The 17,597-nt window shown below is 68.7% G+C and carries 11 protein-coding genes; 5 read left to right on the top strand and 6 right to left on the bottom strand.

Features of this window, described 5'->3' with window-relative positions; genetic code table 11:
* Position 1: 1 nt before the first annotated feature.
* From mbtD to ACIUM1_RS23975, 4 genes are read right to left on the bottom strand one after another with little or no spacing between them, the layout of a single operon-like run.
* Entirely contained in the window at positions 2–3,046 is a 3,045-nt protein-coding gene (gene mbtD / locus ACIUM1_RS23990) for a mycobactin polyketide synthase MbtD (protein WP_406817841.1), read from the bottom strand.
* The gene (locus tag ACIUM1_RS23985; protein WP_406814974.1) at positions 3,046–4,374 is read right to left on the bottom strand and encodes a polyketide synthase; all 1,329 of its coding nucleotides are present in this window, start codon (positions 4,372–4,374) and stop codon (positions 3,046–3,048) included. Before ACIUM1_RS23985 ends, mbtD begins: the two co-directional genes overlap by 1 nt.
* Positions 4,371–5,132: a thioesterase II family protein gene (locus ACIUM1_RS23980; RefSeq protein WP_406814973.1), complete on the bottom strand. Its 762-nt coding sequence runs from the start codon at positions 5,130–5,132 to the stop codon at positions 4,371–4,373. The genes ACIUM1_RS23985 and ACIUM1_RS23980 overlap by 4 nt, the downstream gene beginning before the upstream one ends.
* The gene (locus ACIUM1_RS23975) at positions 5,129–8,644 is read right to left on the bottom strand and encodes an amino acid adenylation domain-containing protein (RefSeq protein ID WP_406814972.1); all 3,516 of its coding nucleotides are present in this window, start codon (positions 8,642–8,644) and stop codon (positions 5,129–5,131) included. Before ACIUM1_RS23975 ends, ACIUM1_RS23980 begins: the two co-directional genes overlap by 4 nt.
* A 104-nt stretch (positions 8,645–8,748) precedes the next feature.
* Between ACIUM1_RS23975 and ACIUM1_RS23970 the strand changes: the two genes are divergently transcribed.
* Positions 8,749–10,413: a (2,3-dihydroxybenzoyl)adenylate synthase gene (locus ACIUM1_RS23970; protein WP_406814971.1), complete on the top strand. Its 1,665-nt coding sequence runs from the start codon at positions 8,749–8,751 to the stop codon at positions 10,411–10,413.
* Positions 10,414–10,452: 39 nt separating this feature from the next.
* On the opposite strand, the gene ACIUM1_RS23965 is transcribed toward ACIUM1_RS23970, so the two are convergent.
* Positions 10,453–11,406 carry a 3-deoxy-7-phosphoheptulonate synthase gene (locus ACIUM1_RS23965; protein ID WP_406817840.1) on the bottom strand — a complete coding sequence of 318 codons (954 nt, stop codon included), beginning with the start codon at positions 11,404–11,406 and terminating at the stop codon, positions 10,453–10,455.
* On the opposite strand from ACIUM1_RS23965, the gene ACIUM1_RS23960 reads away from it, so the two are divergent.
* The 4 genes from ACIUM1_RS23960 to ACIUM1_RS23945 are packed head-to-tail and all read left to right on the top strand — an operon-like array spanning position 11,299 to position 16,672.
* Entirely contained in the window at positions 11,299–12,411 is a 1,113-nt protein-coding gene (locus ACIUM1_RS23960) for a condensation domain-containing protein (RefSeq protein WP_406814970.1), read from the top strand. The genes ACIUM1_RS23965 and ACIUM1_RS23960 overlap by 108 nt on opposite strands.
* A 33-nt stretch (positions 12,412–12,444) precedes the next feature.
* Positions 12,445–14,091, top strand: coding sequence for an ABC transporter permease (locus ACIUM1_RS23955; protein ID WP_406814969.1), 1,647 nt, complete (start codon positions 12,445–12,447; stop codon positions 14,089–14,091).
* On the top strand, positions 14,091–15,425 hold the full coding sequence (locus ACIUM1_RS23950; protein ID WP_406814968.1) for a hypothetical protein: 1,335 nt from the start codon (positions 14,091–14,093) through the stop codon (positions 15,423–15,425). The genes ACIUM1_RS23955 and ACIUM1_RS23950 overlap by 1 nt, the downstream gene beginning before the upstream one ends.
* Positions 15,425–16,672 (top strand): hypothetical protein, encoded by a 1,248-nt coding sequence (locus ACIUM1_RS23945; RefSeq protein WP_406814967.1) that lies wholly within the window; start codon positions 15,425–15,427, stop codon positions 16,670–16,672. Before ACIUM1_RS23950 ends, ACIUM1_RS23945 begins: the two co-directional genes overlap by 1 nt.
* A 56-nt stretch (positions 16,673–16,728) precedes the next feature.
* On the opposite strand, the gene ACIUM1_RS23940 is transcribed toward ACIUM1_RS23945, so the two are convergent.
* Positions 16,729–17,427 carry a TetR/AcrR family transcriptional regulator gene (locus tag ACIUM1_RS23940; RefSeq protein ID WP_406817839.1) on the bottom strand — a complete coding sequence of 233 codons (699 nt, stop codon included), beginning with the start codon at positions 17,425–17,427 and terminating at the stop codon, positions 16,729–16,731.
* Between the last annotated feature and the right edge of the window lie 170 nt (positions 17,428–17,597).

Here is a 17,597-nt window from a genome sequence, read left to right as displayed (position 1 = left end):
GCTAAGAGTCCAACCTTTCTAGCATCACGCGCGTTGTGTGGTGCGCACCGTTGGCGGCTCCGGCGCGCTCGAATGACGGCGGTGCCGTGGTCGCGCCGCTTGAGCCGGCACGCAACGAGTCGACCAGCTCGCTCACCGTGATGCCGCCGAGCATGCGGGACACCGGAACCGAGTTGCCCACCGTGCGGCGCAGCCGCTTACGTAGGTCGAGTGCGAGCAGCGAGTCGACGCCGAGGTCGGCGAGCGACGCGCTTGGATCGATCGATAGCGAATCACCCAGGTGCAATGTCGCGGCCAGTTCGGCCCGCACGATGTCGGCGACTGGCCGCTCCGCCGAGACCTCGCGGTCCTCGTCCCCGTCGGCGCACGGGATGGCGAACGGCATTGGCATTCCCTGGCTTTCGAAGAACACCTGGAGCCGCTCAAAGTCCGCTTCGAAAATCAGCGGATCGCCCTCGTAGCGGTACAGGCTGGATTCGATCGCCCGCTCCGGCTCCATCGCCACCAAGCCGGAACGCTCGGTGCGGGTGATCTCGTGGCCCACCACCACCCCGGCGTCCTGCCACAGGCCCCATCGGATCGCCGTGCAGTCGCGGCCGGTGGCACGCAACTGGGCGGCCAGCACGTCGAGCATCCGGTTGGACGCCGCGTAGGCAGCGTGGGTGTGGCCGCCCCAGACTCCGAATACCGAGGAGCAGGCCAGGATCCGGCAGTCCGGCCGCAGTGGCCAGACGTCGGCCAGCGTCGCCAGTCCGCGGACCTTGGCCGCGCAGACCGCCGCCACATCCGAGCCGATGAGCTCCGCTTGCGAGCGCACCCGCGCGATGCCGGCGGTGTGGATCAACAGTGATGCGCCCGAACCCGCATGGTCGGCGGCGACGGCGGCCAGCGCGGCGCGGTCGGTGATATCGCATCGCGGCGCATGCACTTCGGCGTCGTACCGGTCGACGAGCTCATGCAGTGCCGTCGGGTCGACGCCGTTGCGGCTCAACAGGGTGACAGTCCGGGCACCGCGGTCCAGGCAATACCGGGCGTACCGCAGTCCGATGGCTCCGTTGCCACCGGTGATCACCACGTCCTGCAGTGCGGCGGCATCGAGTGGCCGCGGGGCCGCCGGTTCGCGGCAGGGGCGGAACCTCCGGACGTGCCGACGGGGGGATTCGGCGCCCCGCAACGCGACCTCGGCCGCCTCGCCGAGCAGCACCTCGACGACGGCTTGTGCCGTCGCCGCGTCGACGTCGCGGTGCTCGAGGTCGAGGTGCCCGAACGCCTGGTCGGGAAATTCGAAGCCGACGCTGCGGTGCATGCCCGCCAAAGCCGCCTGCGCCGGAGAGACGTTGGGGTCGTTGCGGTCGACATGTTCGGCTCTGGCGGTGAGCAACCACACGGTGCGGCATCGCGGACCGATGAGCGCGGCGTAATCCGGTAGGCCCGCATCGGGCCGACCCGCGATCTGCTCGATCGCGGCGGCGGCGTCGACCTGATCGAGTCCGGGGACGGTGATCACCAGGATTTCCGCCTCAGTCGGTGAGACCGCTCGGCAATTGCCTCGTGCCGCAATGGCATCGACGAGGCGCTGGGTCAGCGCACCCGTACCGAAAAAGCCGACGTCAACGGGGGCCGCGCTCGGTGGGATGGGCGAAGACATCGGCTGCCAGTCCTCGACGGCCACGGTGGGCGCCGGCGGCGGCGCCGCTTGGGGCAGTCGCTCCGGTGCCGCCCACAAGTGCACCGCCCGCATCGGCGCGTTCGGGAATCCCCGCAGCGCGGGCCGGTCGGACATCGGAACCACGTCGGCCCACCTGTAGCCGGGGTCAGCGGTCGCAACGGCGGCGATGCTCGCCGACAGCGAGTCGGTGATGGATCGATCACGGTGCCCCGAGCCGACGATCACAGTCGACTCGTCATCGACGATGTCACCCAGCGGATAGAGCAGTGACGGGTGCGCCGAGAGCTCCACGAACGTGTCGGCACCGCAGGCGCGGGCGTGCTGCACGGCGCGGTCGAATCGCACTGTGCCGCAAAGATTTTCATACCAGTAGTTGCCGAAGTCGGGTTCGTCACCCAACTCGGTGCCCAGCGTGGAGCCGATGAACCGCACCGGGCTGTCCCGGAACGTCGACTTCGGCGTCAGGTCGGCCAGGCTCGCCCGCAACGGTCGTAGCGCAGTGGTGTGGCCGGGATAATCGACGGACAGTTGCTGGCTGAAGATCCCCCGCTGTTGGGCCAGTCGCACCGCGGCGGCCACCGCTTGGTGATCACCGGCGACCACGGTCGACGACGGCCCGTTGACCGCCGAAACTTCCAGCCAGCCCGGCGTCTCGGCCAGCACCGCCTCCGCGATGTCGAGGCCGGTGCCGAGCACCGCCATCGCGTAGCGGCCGGTCAGCTGCTCGACGACGGTGGCGCGGGCCACCACCAGAGCGACGGCGTCCGGCAATGCGATCACTTCCGCCACATAGGCCGCCGCCACCTCGCCCAGGCTGTGCCCGATGGTGATGTCGGGCAGCACCCCACAGAATCGCCACGCTGCGGCAAGGCTCACCGCGTGGGTGAACTGAGCACCCTGGATCTCGGGGCGCGACCAGCCGCGCTCCTCGTCACCCACCAGATATGGCAGCGGAGAGGGAAATCCGGCGGATGCGAACGCTTCCGCACACCGGTCGGCCGCGTCGCGGTAGGCCGGCAGCCGCCGGTAGGCGTCGGCTCCCATCGCCTGCCACTGATTGCCCTGGCCCGGAAACACGAACGCGGTGCACGGCGGCGTCGTCTTCGCGGAGTGCGAGACCAATTCGTGGTCGTCACCGCGAGAGATCGCGGACAGCCCCGCGAGCAGTTCGGTGCGATCGGCGGCTCGCAACACCGCGCGGTGACGTCGCACGCGTCGCAACCGCAGCAGGGTGGCGGCGACCGCAGCGGTCGGGTCGGCGTCGTCGATACGGCCTAGGTAGTCGGCGATCGCAGCGGCGTCCCGGCGGATCAGCTCGGGGTCGTGGGCGCTGAGCAGCACCGGGACGCGTCCATCCGGCAGCTCGTGGGTAAGCATCATGCGACCTCAGGTACGGAGACGATCAGATGTGCGTTGGTGCCGGCGATCCCGAACGCAGATACCGCGGCGATGCGCTGCCCGTCACTGGCCGGCCAGGGTGCCAACGTCTGCGCGAGCCGCAAACCTTGTTTCCCCCACTCAATCTCGGGACTGGCGTCGCCGGCGTGCAGGGTGGGTGGCACGGCGCCGTGCTCGGCGGAGACCAACACCTTGGCCAGCCCCAGCGCCCCGGCGGCGGCCAGCGAGTGGCCCACGTTGGATTTCACCGAGCCCAGCAGTGCTCCAGCGCCGGGTTCGGTGTCGCCGTAGGTCTGGGCCAGCGAGCGCAGCTCGGTCCGATCGCCGAGGCGGGTGCCCGTGCCGTGCCCCTCGATCATCCCCACCTGGCTGGGCTTGACCCCGGCCTGGCTGATGGCCCGGTGGAACAGTCGCACCTGGGCGTCGCCGCTGGGGGCGCTCAGACCGGCGCTGCGCCCGTCCTGATTCATGGTGGTGGCTCGCACCTCGGCCACGATCCGCCGGCCGGCACGCAGCGCCACCGACTTCCGTTGCAGCACAAACATCGCCGCGCCCTCGGCCCACACCGTTCCGCTGGCCTGCGCGCTGTAGGGGCGGCAGTATCCGTCGTCGGAGAGCGCGTGTTGTTTGGAGAACTCGACGAAGAAGCCCGGTGAGCCCAGCACGTTGACACCACCGGCGATGGCCAGGTCGCAGTCGCCGTTTTGCAGGGACCGCACCGCGACGTGGAAGGCCACCAGCGCGGACGCGCAGGAGGAGTCCAGGGTCAGCGCCGGCCCGGCCAATCCCAGGGTGTAGGCGATGCGGCCCGAGATCACACTGAGCGCGGTGCCGGCCAGCAGATGACCGCTGTGTTCGGAGAACTTGGCCATCTCGGGCCCGTAGCCGGTGGCCGAGGCGCCGACGAAACAGCCCACGTCGTGCCCGGCCAGATCGTCGGGGTTGATGCCGCTGTTCTCGCACGCCCGCCAGGCCACCCGGAGCGCGACCCGCTGCTGTGGATCCATCGCGACGGCCTCGCGGGGCGAGATGCCGAAGAACTCCGGATCGAATGTGGTTGCCCCGGTAAGGAAACCACCGCGGTCGTGAATCTCTTTGAACCCGCTACGGCGTGAGCCGGTGAGCAGTTCACGCACCGCCCAACCGCGGTCGGTGGGGAACGGGCCCAGCGCCTCACGGCCGTGTGCCAGCAGATCCCAATAGTCGTCGGCGGTTTCGATGCCGCCGGGCGCTTCCACACCCATGCCCACGATCACGACCGGGTCGGCGCGCTCGGCGTCGAACCCATCCTCAGACGTTGGTATCACCCGGCATTCACCTGCGCGGCGATCGCTTCGACATGCTCATACACATAGAAGTGCCCGCCGTCATACAGCGACACGGCGAAGGATCCGGCGGTGTGTCTTTCCCACCGCCGCAGCACGCCGGGGGCGATGCGGTGGTCGTCATGGCCACCCAAGACGTGAATGTCGGCGCCGATGCGAACATCGGGGCTGGGGGTGTACCCATTGAAGGCCTGGTAGTCGGCGCGCACGGCGGTGGTCAACAGTTCGGAGAACTCTTCGTCGGCAAGCAGTTCGGGATCGGTACCACCCAAATCGGCGATATCGGCCAGCAGCCCGTCGTCGCTGGTCGGCAGTTCGGGCATGTCGGCGACAACGCATGGCGGCGGACCGGCCGACACCCACAGTTTCCGCACGGGCGTGCCGTGTGTTTCGGCGACGCGGGCGAACTCGAAGGCGACGACGGCGCCCATGCTGTGCCCGAACAGCTTCAGCGGCGCGACGCTGGGCCATGGCGCGGCCTGGAAGAGGCTGACGGCCAGGTCGTGCACGCTGTGGTGAGCGGGTTCGCTGAGCCGGTCCGCCCGCTGCGGGTACTGCACGATGTACGTGTCGCCGCCGGCGGCCAGCGCGGCTGCCAAGACCCGATAGCTCGCGGCGGCCGCGCCGGCGTGCGGAAAGACCACGGTGGCACCGGCGGGTGATCCACTGTCCCGGCCCGGGGTCAGTTTGATCCAGGACGGGAACGTGGCGGATACGGTAGTCAGATTAGTCAATGTCATTGCACTACCTGGTATTTCGCGGTTTGCCGAGAGGCCGCCAGGACCGATTCGGCGTCCATGCCGATCACTTCCAGGTACAGCTCGGCGACCTGGTCGAGCCGGTCGGGGTCGTTCTCGCCGGCGTTGAGCAACGCGGCCAGTGCCGACACGGTTCGGTTGGCGAAGATGTCGGCGACCATGATGTCCGGCGCGTCCAGCCAGGCCCGAATCCGCGCCACCGCCTGGGTGGCGAGCACCGAGTCGCCGCCGAGGGCGAAGAAGTCGTCGTCGACCCCGATGTTGTCCCGGCCGAGCAGGTCGCCGACGATCGTTGCCAGGGCGGATTCCAACGGTGTCGACGGTGGGCGGTGCGCGGGCCGCTGCACTTGCGAGAGGGCGGTTTTCAACTCGCGTGCGACGGCACGGCGGTCGAGCTTTCCGGCATCGGTGAACCCGATCCGCTCCACCACGGTGATGTGCCGCGGGACCATGTGCGCGGGGACCAGGTCACCAAGGCACTGCCGGATCCGCGCGGCGGTCAGCGAGACGTCGTCGGTGCACACCTGCGCGGCCAGCACGTCGGATTCCCCGGACCCGGCGATCAAGGCGGCCACCGCCGTTCGGACCCCGGGTACGCGCCGCAACGCGGTCTCGACCTCGCCCAGTTCGACGCGATACCCGCTGATCTTCACACGGTGGTCGGCGCGGCCGACGAATTCGAGGGTGCCGTCCGGCCAGTAGCGCACCAAATCGCCGGTGCGATACCAGATTCGGCCGTCATGCTCGACGAAGCGTTCCGCGGTGAGATCGGGCCGCCCGCGGTAGCCGCGCGCGATGCCACGGCCGGCCACCCAGTACTCGCCGGCGACCCAATCGGGACAGTCGGCGCCGGTGTCATCGACGACGCGGCAGGCGTTGTTGGGCAGCGGGACGCCGAAGGGCAGGGCCGCCCAGCCCTCCGGTATCGGCTCGGTGACCTCGAAAATGCTGTTGTGCACCGGGGTTTCGGTCGCACCGCCGAGCCCCGCGAAGCGCAGGCGCGGCGCTTCGGCCTGCAAGCGGCGCACCACCTCGGGCCGCACCCAGTCGCCCCCGGTGGGGATCACCCGCACCGAGGACAGCCGCCCGCGGCCGACTTCGATCAGCATCTCCAGCCAGCCCGGCATGAAGTGCAGCACCGTGACTTGGTGGGTGTCGATGAGCCGGGCCCAGGCGTCGGGATCACGCCGCTGCGCTTCGTCGACCACCACGATGGTCCCGCCGGTGCGCAGGGTGACGAACACGTCCATCACCGAGATGTCACCTTCCAACGTCGACAGGGCCAGGCATCGATCAGCGGGCCCGATGTCGAAGTGGCGGCCGACGAATTCCACCGTGTTCATCGCCGCGTCGTGCGTGACCTCGACACCTTTCGGCTCTCCGGTGGAGCCCGAGGTGAACAGCACGTAGGCCAGCTCGGCGGGATCGATTCTCGCTGGGGCGATCTCAGCGCCACGGGGAACGTCGCGCAGCACCTCGGCGATCACGAGTTCAGGCACCGGCAAGGACAGCCGTTGTCCACCGCACACCACGGCCAGGCTCACCGCGCCGGTGTCGAGGATGCGCTCGGCGCGGTCGCGCGGCTGGTCGACGCCGATCGGCAGATACACGGCGCCGACGGACAGGATGCCCAACACCGCCGGAATCTGCTCGGCGGTCTTCGGGCCCATCACCGCGACGGTGTCGCCGACTGTGATGCCGGCGGCGCGCAACGCCGCGGCCACGGTCAGCGCCTGGTCGCGCAGTTGCGCGTAGCTGAGGTCGCCCGAACTGGCGATCACCGCGGGGGCGTCGGGCCACCGCTCGGCTTGCCGAAAGAAGCCGTCGTGCAAGGCTTCTCCGCTGGGCTCGGCGGTACGAGCGTTGGCGGCCTCGCGCACCGCGCGCTGCGCTTGCGGCAGCGCCGAGGGGCCCGGGGCGTCCCAGGAATCGTCGCCGCAGGCCAACTGGAGCAGCTCGTCGATGTGGTAGCCGAACATGGCGTCGATGACCCCGGGCGGGAACATGCCTTCGCGCACATCCCAATTCACCAGGACACCGCCGTCGAACTCGGTGACCTGCGCGTCAAGCAGCACCTGCGGCCCCTGGGAGATGATCCATCCCGGCGTGCCGAATTGGTCCGTCACGTCGCGGCTGAACAGTTCGCCGAGCCCCAGCGCGCTGGTGAAGACCACGGGCGCGAGCACCTGGGTACCACGGTGACGGCTGAGGTCGCGCAGTACCGAGAGCCCCGGATAGGCGGAATGGGCGGCGGCCCTGCGCATCGCGTCCTGCACCACCTGCGCCCGCGCGGTCGCGGTCTTGGCGCCGACGAGGTCGATGTCCAGCAGCAGCGAGGAGGTGAAGTCGCCGACCACCGAGTCGACGTCGGGGTGCAGGGCCTGGCGTCCGAACAGCGGGACGTTCAGCAGGAAGCGCGAGGTGGTCGACCAGCGCGCCAGGGTGTTGGCGAATCCCGCGGCCACGGCCATCGCCGGGGTGATGCCGCGCGCCTGGGCGCGGCCGAACAGCGCATCGCGGGTTTGCGGGTCCAGCCAGTGCCAGCGCCGGGTGCTCTGGTTCGAGGGGCCGGCACCGGTCGACGGCAACGCCGGCGGGTCCGGCAGCTCGGGAAGGCGCTGCGCCCACCAGGCCCGGTCGGCCTCGCGCGCGGGTTGCGGCTGCGCCTCTTCGGCCTCGACGGCTTGGCGGTATTGCCGGTAGGTGTAGCACAGCTCGGGGAGGTCGCGACCGCTGTAGAGGACCGCGAGATCGGCCATCAAAGTGCGATAGCTCATCGCGTCGGCGGCCTGCATGTCCAGATCGACGTGTAGCCGCGACCGCTGGGCCGGTAGCAGCGTCATGGCCAATTCAAACACCGCACCGTGCAGCTGTTGGTCCGATTTGGCAACCCGGATTGCGCCGAGCCGCCGCTCGACCTCACCGGCGCTGCGCGAGCGCAGGTCCTCGACGCTCACCGGGAAGTCGCCGCGCTCATCGGCCGGGGCGACGCGCTGGGTGCCGTCGGGCAGGAACTGCACCCGCAGCATCGGGTGGCGACGCGCCAGCGCGGTGGCCGCCGCGCGCAGCCGCTGGGCATCGATCGGGCCGCCGTCGAACTCCACGTAGAGGTGCCCGGCAACCCCGCCCAGCTGCTGGTTGTCTTGGCGACCGACCCACATCGCGTGCTGCATCGGGGCCAGGGAGAATGGCTCGCCCTCCCGGGACAGCTCAGCGCCGCCGGGCGACTCGGCGGGAGGGGCCTGCTGGCCGGCGTCTTGCCCGCCGGCGTCGACCAACCGGGCCCACGCCTCGACGGTCGGGGTTTCGGCAAGCGTGGCGAAGTCGACGGCGATGCCCTGGCGGCGCCAGCGGCCGGCCAGCGTCATGATCCGGATGGAGTCCAGGCCCTGGCCGACGAGGTTGCTATCGGGCTGAACTGCATCGACGTCGACGCCGAGCATTTCGGCCACCTCCGCGCGGATGTCCTCCGAGCGTGCCGAGGCGTGCACCACAGACCCTCCCTGAATTAGCACAGGCTGCCCTAATTTTTTGGTTACCCTATCCTTACTCCCTGCATCCCGCTACTACGCCCCGTCTAAGCCCCGCCTAAGGAGCCATGAGCCCGCCCACCCCGCAGCCGCCGACCGGAGCCCTCGACGGGTTCGTGCCGTTCCCTGCCGATCGGGGCGCCGCCTACCGGGCGGCCGGCTACTGGACGGGCCGGACCCTGGACACGCTCCTGGCCGACGCGGCTCGGCAATGGCCCGACCGGATCGCCGTCCGCGACGCCATGGGCGACACCGGCTTCAGTTATGCGGACCTCGACGAGCAGGCCAACCGCGCGGCCAGTGGTCTGCGCGGCGCGGGTATCGCGCCCGGCGACCGGGTGTTGTTGCAATTGCCGAACGGCTGCCAGTTCGCGGTGGTGCTGTTCGGCTTGCTGCGGGCGGGGGCCATCCCGGTGATGTGCCTGCCCGGCCACCGCGCCGCCGAACTTGGGCATTTCGCCGCGGTCAGCGAGGCCACCGGGCTGCTGATCGCCGACACCGCAGGGGGTTTCGACTACCGGACGATGGCACGAGGCCTCGTCGCGCAACACGCCTCGCTCAAACACGTCATCGTCGACGGCGACCCGGGGCCGTTCACTTCATGGGCACAGCTGCGCGATCAGGCGACCAGTGGCACCCCGGCATCGGCGCCTGATCCGGGATCGCCTGCGCTGCTGCTGGTTTCAGGTGGCACCACGGGCACGCCCAAACTCATCCCCCGCACCCACGACGACTACGTTTACAACGCCAGGGCCAGCGCCGAGCTGTGCCGGCTCACCTCAGACGACGTCTATCTGGCGGTGCTGTCGGCCGGGCACAATTTCCCGCTCGCCTGTCCGGGCCTGTTCGGCGCGATCACCGTCGGCGCCACCACCGTTTTCGGCACCGATCCCAGCCCCGAAGCGGCATTTGCGGCTATCGCGCGTCACCGCGTCACGGTGACCGCCCTGGTGCCGGCGTTGGCCAAGTTGTGGGCGCACGCCTGCGACTGGGAGCCCGTAACACCAAAAACTTTGCGGCTCTTGCAGGTTGGTGGCTCCAAGCTGGAACCCGAGGATGCCCGGTTGGTGCGCAGCACCCTGACGCCGGGACTGCAGCAGGTCTTCGGGATGGCCGAGGGGTTGCTGAACTACACCCGGCTCGACGATCCCCCGGAAATCACCGAGCACACCCAGGGCCGGCCGCTGTCGGCCGCCGACGAACTGCGGGTCGTCGATGCGGCGGGCGAGCCGGTGGCCCCGGGCGAGGAGGGTGAACTACTGGTCCGCGGGCCGTACACATTCAACGGCTACTTCCGCGCCGAGCGCGACAACGAACGCAGCTTCGACCCGGACGGCTACTTCCGCAGCGGCGACGTGGTGCGGCTGCGCGACGACGGTTATCTGGTGGTGACCGGTCGGGTCAAAGACGTGATCTGCCGTGCTGGGGAAACGATTTCCGCGGCAGATCTCGAGGAGCAGCTGCACCGCCACCCGGCGATTTTCTCGGCCGCCGCGGTGGCGCTGCCCGACCCGTACCTGGGCGAGAAGATCTGTGCGGCGGTCGTTTTCAATGGCCCTGAATTGTCGCTGGCCGACTTGAACGGCTATCTGGACACCCGTGGCGTGGCCGCGCACGCGCGCCCCGACGTCCTGATCGCGATGGCCTCGCTGCCCACCACCCCGATCGGCAAGATCGATAAGAAGGCGATCGCCGCCCAGGTTGGGGCGCGACAGGCACCCGCGCGACGCTGAGGCGCGGCGCCACCTCTGGTGTCCGATCGCCGCGCGGGCTCAGCCCATTGCCGCGTAGAGATCGGCGAGCAGGCCTGCCGTGGTCGGGAAGTCCATGCACTGATCGGTGACGGATTGGCCGTAAGTCAGCTGGCCGCCGAGCGATTGGGCGCCGGCCACCAGGAAGCTTTCCAGCATCAGACCGGCGATACCACGCTCGCCGGCGGCGATGCGTGCGGTCAGCTCGGCTGTGACCTCGGCCTGCCGCAGATGGTCTTTCGCGGAGTTTGCGTGTGAGCAGTCGATCATGACCTGCCCGGAAAGCCCTGCCGTGCCCAGCCGTTGGATGGCGGTGCTCACCGACGAGGTGTCGTAGTTCGGGCCGGCGGTACCACCCCGAAGGATCACATGACAGTCGGGATTGCCCATGGTCTGCACGACGGCCGCGTGACCGACGTTGTCGGTGCCGAAGAAATGGTGCGCTGCCGCAGCGGCTTTGACGCCGTCGATGGCGACCTGGATGTTGCCGTCGGTGCCGTTCTTGAAGCCGACCGGCATCGACAGCCCGGATGCCAACTGGCGGTGCACCTGCGATTCGGTGGTCCGGGCGCCGATCGCGCCCCACGCGACGGCGTCGGCGATGTACTGCGGACTGGTGGGCTCCAGGAATTCACATCCCACCGGGAGGCCGGCGTCGATGATGTCGAGCAACAGCCCACGCGCGACGCGGATCCCGCGTTCGACGTCGAAGCTGCCGTCCATGTTCGGATCGTTGATGAGTCCCTTCCAGCCGATGGTGGTGCGCGGCTTTTCGAAGTAGACCCGCATCACGATCTTCAGCCGATCCGCGTACTCGGCGGCCAGTGGCGCGAGCCGGCGTGCGTAATCGAGCGCGGCGACGGGGTCGTGCACCGAGCAGGGGCCGACGACGACGAAATCCTTCGCTATGTCATTTCCGACCCGGAGTTCATCACGTTGGTGCCGACCGATCTCGGACGGATGGCTCCTCACCAGATTCGCAAGCTGCTTCTCGATACGCCCGACCCGCTGCAGTGGGACTGCTTCACTTTCGGAATCATTCAGGCTCAGGACCGATTCACCATCTATATCGCCGTTGACCACTTGCGCGCCGATGGCATGTCGGCGGGGGTGATCTTCCTCGACATCCAAACGATGTATTTTGCCGCGCTGCAACGGGCGCAGAACCCGCTGCCACCAGCCCCGAGCCATCGCGAATACAGCGCGAACCAGCATGCGTACACCAGGGACCTGAATGAAGAGTCGCCCGAGATCCAGTCATGGCGGGCTTTTCTCGCCGCGAATAATGGGGCGCTACCGAAGTTTCCGCTGGAATTGGGTGAGGCGAACGCGGATACGCCCGGGGCCATCGACGTGTTCGACCTGATCGATGATGAACAGGGCCGACGGTTCGAAGCGGTGTGCCGGGCCGCCGGCGCGCGTTTCAGCGGCGGCGTGTTCGCCTGCGCTGCGCTGACCGAGCATCGGTTGACCGGCGCCCCAACCTATTTCGGTCTCACGCCATTCGACAACCGGCGGGATCCCGCGCATGCGACCGCGGTCGGTTGGCTGGCCAGTTTCGTCCCATTGGCGATTCCGACGGCCGGTGCATCGTTCGATGAGGTGGTCAGCGCCGCTCAGGCATCCTTCGATGGCAACACCGCCTTGGGCGCCGTGCCGTATTACCACTTGCTCGAGACCACGGACCCGTCGTCGAACCCCATCGAGGTTCCGGACCGTCCGGTCCCGATGCTGTCCTACATCGACATCCGCAAGTTGCCGTTCGGCGATTACTTCGACGGCCTGCAGGCCGGTGTCTGGGGCGACAACCGGCTGTCCGAGACGGTGTGCATGTGGGTCAATCGCATGCACGACAAAACACAGCTGGTTGTCGCTTACCCGGGCACCGACATCGCCCGCAGGTCCATCCTGCGCTATGTCGAGACGATGCGTGCCGAGTTCCGCCGGGTATCCGACGCCGGGCTGCATATCGATGCGTGACGCGGTTCCCGTCCCGCCGCCGGAGGCCCTGGTATGAGTGCCCTGGTGGCACTCACCTTGCGCACGTTGTCAGCGTCCAGACGCGACGCCGACCTGCTTTTCGCGGCATTGGCACCGGTGGGTTGCTTCCTGGGCTTCACTTTGGTCCTGGGTGGCCTTATCCACCCCGGGTCCATGACCTACCCGCAATACGTGCTTCCCGTGGTGATCGTGCAGGCCATGCTGTTCGGGGCGATGACCACAGCCGACCGTGCCGCGCGAGACCGGTTGTCCGGGTTCGGTTCCCGGCTTCGCACCCTGCCCGTTGCCGCGTGGGTGCCGCTGGGCGCGCGCATGCTTTATTGCTTGATACGCACGATCGTGGCACTGATTGCCGCCGTCGCGGTCGGATGGTCGTTCGGCTTCCGGACGGAAGGCGGCCCGGGCGACGCGGTTTTGTTCGTCAGCATCGTCGTGGCGTTCGCGATGGCGGTGTGCCTCGGCGCCGACGCCCTGGGCTCCCGGGTCGGGTCCGTCGAATCGTCGAGCCAACTGCTGCTCCTCCCCCAACTGGTCCTGGTTTTGCTGTCCACCGGCATCGCTCCGGCGGAATCGTTTCCGGCGTGGCTCGGCCCGTTCGTCCGATGGCAGCCGGTGTCGCAGGTCACCGAGACGCTGCGCGGCCTTGCCTCCGGTCACGCCACCGCGCGGGGCATGGCGGTGACGTCGACGTGGTGCCTCGGCCTGCTGGCACTCTTCGGCGTGCTCGCGGTGCGCATGCAGCGACGCGTCAGCGCAGGAGATTCGGGCGCGCCTCGGTTCGTCCGCAAGGTGCGTGACGGCGCCGTGCCGGATCTCGACGCGCCGGCAGATCGGCCTCTGGTCACGCTGAACGCCGAGACGCAGCAAGCGATTCCGCACCTAACCTCGCTGTTGTCGTTCGCCAGGCAAAGCGCATCGGAGACGGGGCGGCTGCTGCGCCGCTGGCGACGCGACCCAATCGTCGCGGTGCAAGCGCTGTTGTTTCCGACCTTTCTGCTGATCGTCTACAAACTGCTGGTCGGCAAAGCCGTCCTGGCCGTCACCGGACACGACAGCCTGTACGGACTGGTCCCGATGTGCGCGGTGGTCGGCGCCGTGTTCGGAACCCTCGGCGCCGGTTTGGCGTTACCCGCAGAGCGGGAGTCCGGCGTGCTGACCAGGTTGTGGGTGCAGCCGATTCATCGGGCCAGCGCAGTGGCGGGACGACTGGTCGCCGAGGCCATCCGAACTATCACGTCCGCCGTTGTGCTCACCGTCTTCGGCGTCGCTCTGGGGCTGCGATTCAGCTACGGATGGATCGCGATGTTGGCCTTTGTCCTGGTGCCCGTGGCGATTTCGGCGGGGATGGCGACGTTGGTCATCGCCATCGCCGCCCGCGCGGACGGCAAGGCGATGGTGACCTGGTTCGGTGCGGGGTGCGTGGTGCTGCTGTTCCTCAATACCGGGGTGGCGCCCGCCGAGGTGTTTCCGGGCTGGCTGCAACCGGTGGTGCGGTTTTCGCCCGTCTCCCCGACGATCGAGGCAATGCGCGCGCTCGCGCAGGGCGGCCCGGTGCTGTCGCCGCTGTGGCAGGCGGGCGTGTGGGGCGCCGTCCTCGTCGCGGTGTTCGCGCCGGTCGCGGTGCGCGGGTACCGCGCTGCGGCCGAGGCGGGATGCTAGTGGCGAGGCTGGCACTGCTGGACCAGGCTGCCTTCCTGCGGCTGCGTGCCACCGGTCAAGGCAGCACGGTGCAGTCCACCTGGATCTACGACCGCGACGTATCCGTCGACGAAGTGCGGGCCTTCAACGACAATCTGGGTGCCGGGCTGCTCGGGCGCCGCATCGAGCGCTCGCCGCTGCCGTTCGGGCGTCACCGCTGGGTAGTCGACAGCGACTCGCCCGACATCGCGTGGGAACCGCGGCGGCCGCGCGGCGAGATCGGTGCGTGGCTGGAACGACGCGCGCAGGTGAGCGTCGACCCCGAGCGTGGCCCGACGTTTCATCTCGGCGTGCTGCCGTTGGACGACGGCGGTGCGGCGGTCACCCTGGTGGCGTCGCACTGCGTGGTCGACGGGCTCGGACTGGTGATGGCCATCGCCGACGCGGTCAAGGGCGAACGCCGCAACCTTGGCTATCCGCAGCCGAATTCACGCGGGCGGTGTCGCGCGGTGTTGGAGGACCTTGCCGATGCCGTGCTCGCCGTGCCGGCGGCAGTCCGCGCGCTGATCGCGACTGTGTTCATATTGCTCAGGGTCTCTCCTGATCAGCACGTGCAGGCGCGCCGGCCCGGGCGCCCCGCCCCGACCGGCGATGACGCGAACACCTCGCCGTCGGTGACCATCCAGACCGACGCCGCGGCATGGGAGGAGCGAGCGCGCGCCCTCAACGGAAGCGGCAACGCACTTTTCGTCGCGTTCGCCGCTCGCCTGGCCCACCGGATGGGCAGGGTGCTGGCCGACGGGAACTCCGTGACGGTGGTGCTTCCGGTCAGCGACCGCACCGCAGAGGACGACCGCGCCAACGCGCTGACCTCGATCACGTTGACAGTCAACGGCGCGGTGGCTGACGACTTGAGCCACGTGCGCGCCGACATCAAGAGATCGCTGGCGTCCCTGGAGCAACAGCCCAACGAAATGCTCGCCGGGTTGCCGCTCATCCCGTTCACTCCGCAATGGCTGGTGCGGCGCGCCGAAGGCATCGCGATGTCGTCCGGACAATTGCCGGTGGGGTGCTCCAACCTTGGGCTCCTGGACAGCGCCGTCAGCCGCATCGACGGCGCGGAGGCGACCGAGGTCTCCATGCGGCTCGCCGAGCAGGGCCTCACGCAGGCCCGCATCGAGCAGGTTCAAGGCCAATTGTTCTGCGGCACAGGAGTCGTCAACGGGAGCCGGTTTCTCACCGTGGTGGCGTACCAGAGCGGCGCCGGCAATGCCGGAGCCACCCGCCAGCTCGCGTGTGGCGCGCTGGCCGACCTGCGGCTGTCCGCTACCTCGGTTTACGAGAGCCAGGTCTGATGGTGGCGTCGGGCGTTGAGGCGGATCAGCGTGCCCGCAACCGCCTTGTCGGCATCGGTGCCGCGATCGCGGCGTGGGTGGTGGCCGTGCTGTGGTTGGCGATCAAGGTTGTTCCGCTCGACGTGTACTGGATCTCGTATTACGCCGCCGACTACACACACGGCTTCGTCCGTCGCGGGCTCGCCGGAGAGCTGGTTCATCTGGTCCCGGGGCACTTCTTCGCCGCAGCGCTAGGCCTGCGCTGGCTGTCGACGGCCATTTATCTGTCCGGTCTGGCAATGGTCGCCGGCGTGGTGCTCTTAGCTGGCCATCGGTCCGAGCGCCGGCTGATGGTGGCGATGGTGATTCCGTTGCTGCCCTTCGGTGTTCCGTTCGCGGCGTTCTCCGCCCGCCCAGACCTGTTCGGTGGGGCGGCGCTGGCGCTGTTCGGCTCGGCCTTGGCATTGACCCGTTCCCGCGCCCTCGCGGTGGGGTGGTGCGTGGCCTACGGCGTCGCGAACGCGGTGCTGACGCTGGTGCACGAGGCGATAGGGCTGCAGTTCGCGTTGGGTGCGGTGCTTGCGGTCGTCGTGCTGGGCGCTGCGCTGGACTCCGCTCGGCGTTTCGGTGCGCTGGTGGCTGTTACTCCGGGGGTCATCGTCGCGGGCGTGGTGGCGGTCTTCGGTCGCCACGACATCGCGTCTCAGCTGTGTGCGGCCGTGCCTCATCACTTGATGCCCAACCCGTTCGCCACGGTCACGTCGCCGGAGACGCTGATGCGCTTCGTGATCGATGGGCGAACCGGTCAGACGGACTACCACGACTGGGTGTGCCGCAACGTGATGCCGCACTACGACCATGGCATCGCCGACGCGATCCGCACCGTCGGCCACATCGGAGCGCTCGGCCTCACCGTCTCTTTGATATTCGGTGCGGCAGCGCTCGCGGCGACGCTGGGCGGACTCAGCGGATTATCCGGTGTACCGCTGCGCGCGTTCGTTGAGGCGCTGCGAGGCCAAACAGCCTGGGTCGCCGCCGGGCTGTTGCTGGTCGTTCCCGTATTCCTCACCGGCTACGACTGGACCCGCTGGCTGACGATCGTGGCTTTCGACGTAGCGATGGTGTTCATTCTTTTCGCGGCGCGTCGAGCGGAGATCGAACGGAAGACCACACCAAAAACCCTGCGACTGTTCATTCTTCTCGTCGTCGCGTTCGCGCTGATCCCCGTGGGCGCCGTTCCAGGGTTCGGCGGACCGCGAATGATCTGATGCCGCGTGCGACGCCACCGCGTTCACCGATCGCTGGAGATCGGTCGTTGCACGGCTTACCGCTTCGCGCTCTTCGCTCGCGTCGTTACCGTCGCCGCGTCGGCGGCGGCGGGGCTGAGGATGCCCGGAATGACGAAGTTGCGCAGCGTCGACCGCCTGTCCATGTGCGCATCGTGCGGCCCTGCGGCGAGATGATCCATCAGCAGCATCTGCGCAACTCGCACCAACCAGTCTGCGACCGCGTCGGGGTCGAGTTGCTCTCGCAGTTCGCCGCTCGCCTTCGCCGCGTCGACGTAGGGTCGCAGCGTCTCGCGGATGCGGTCCCGGAAGGCGGTGGATGCTGCCGCGGCCACCGTCATGGTGAAGCTCTCCGGCGAAAACAGCACACGTAGCCAGCGAGACTTCTCGACCGCGGCGATCGCACCGTCGAGCGCATCGAGTAGGCGGTTGCCGAATGGGCGGCTGCCTTTCATCGATTGCTGGGCCCCCTCGATCACCCCGGCCGATTCGCGCAGCATCACGAACGCCAGCACGTCGTCGCGCGACCCGAAGTAGCGGTACACCGTCGTACGGTGCACTGACGCTTCCCTGGCGATGTCGTCGACCGTAGTGCGGCTCACGCCGTGACGCTCGTAGCAGGCCTCGGCAGCGTCGAGGAGGCGGCTACGCGCCTCCTCGTCGTCAGTCGGCGGACGATCGCCCCAGGTCCCAGCGCGCGACCTTCCTTTGACGACTCGGAGCCGGCTCGGCGTCACAAGCTCGGCCCCGATGGGGGGTGCGCCGCGCGAACGTCGCCAGAGTCGGCACTGCACGAATCGGTTGGCATTTAGCTGCGGATCTCCTCCGTCGGACCGGTGTCCCGGCAACAACGGTAGCGAACATGGCGCGGCGGGCACGTTCGATTGCCCAATCTTCGCGGGTTGCG

The organism is Mycobacterium sp. M23085 (assembly GCF_045343915.1).
Lineage (GTDB): Bacteria > Actinomycetota > Actinomycetes > Mycobacteriales > Mycobacteriaceae > Mycobacterium.
Note: the sequence above shows the minus strand (reverse complement) of the source record. Positions and strands in the feature narration are given on the sequence as shown.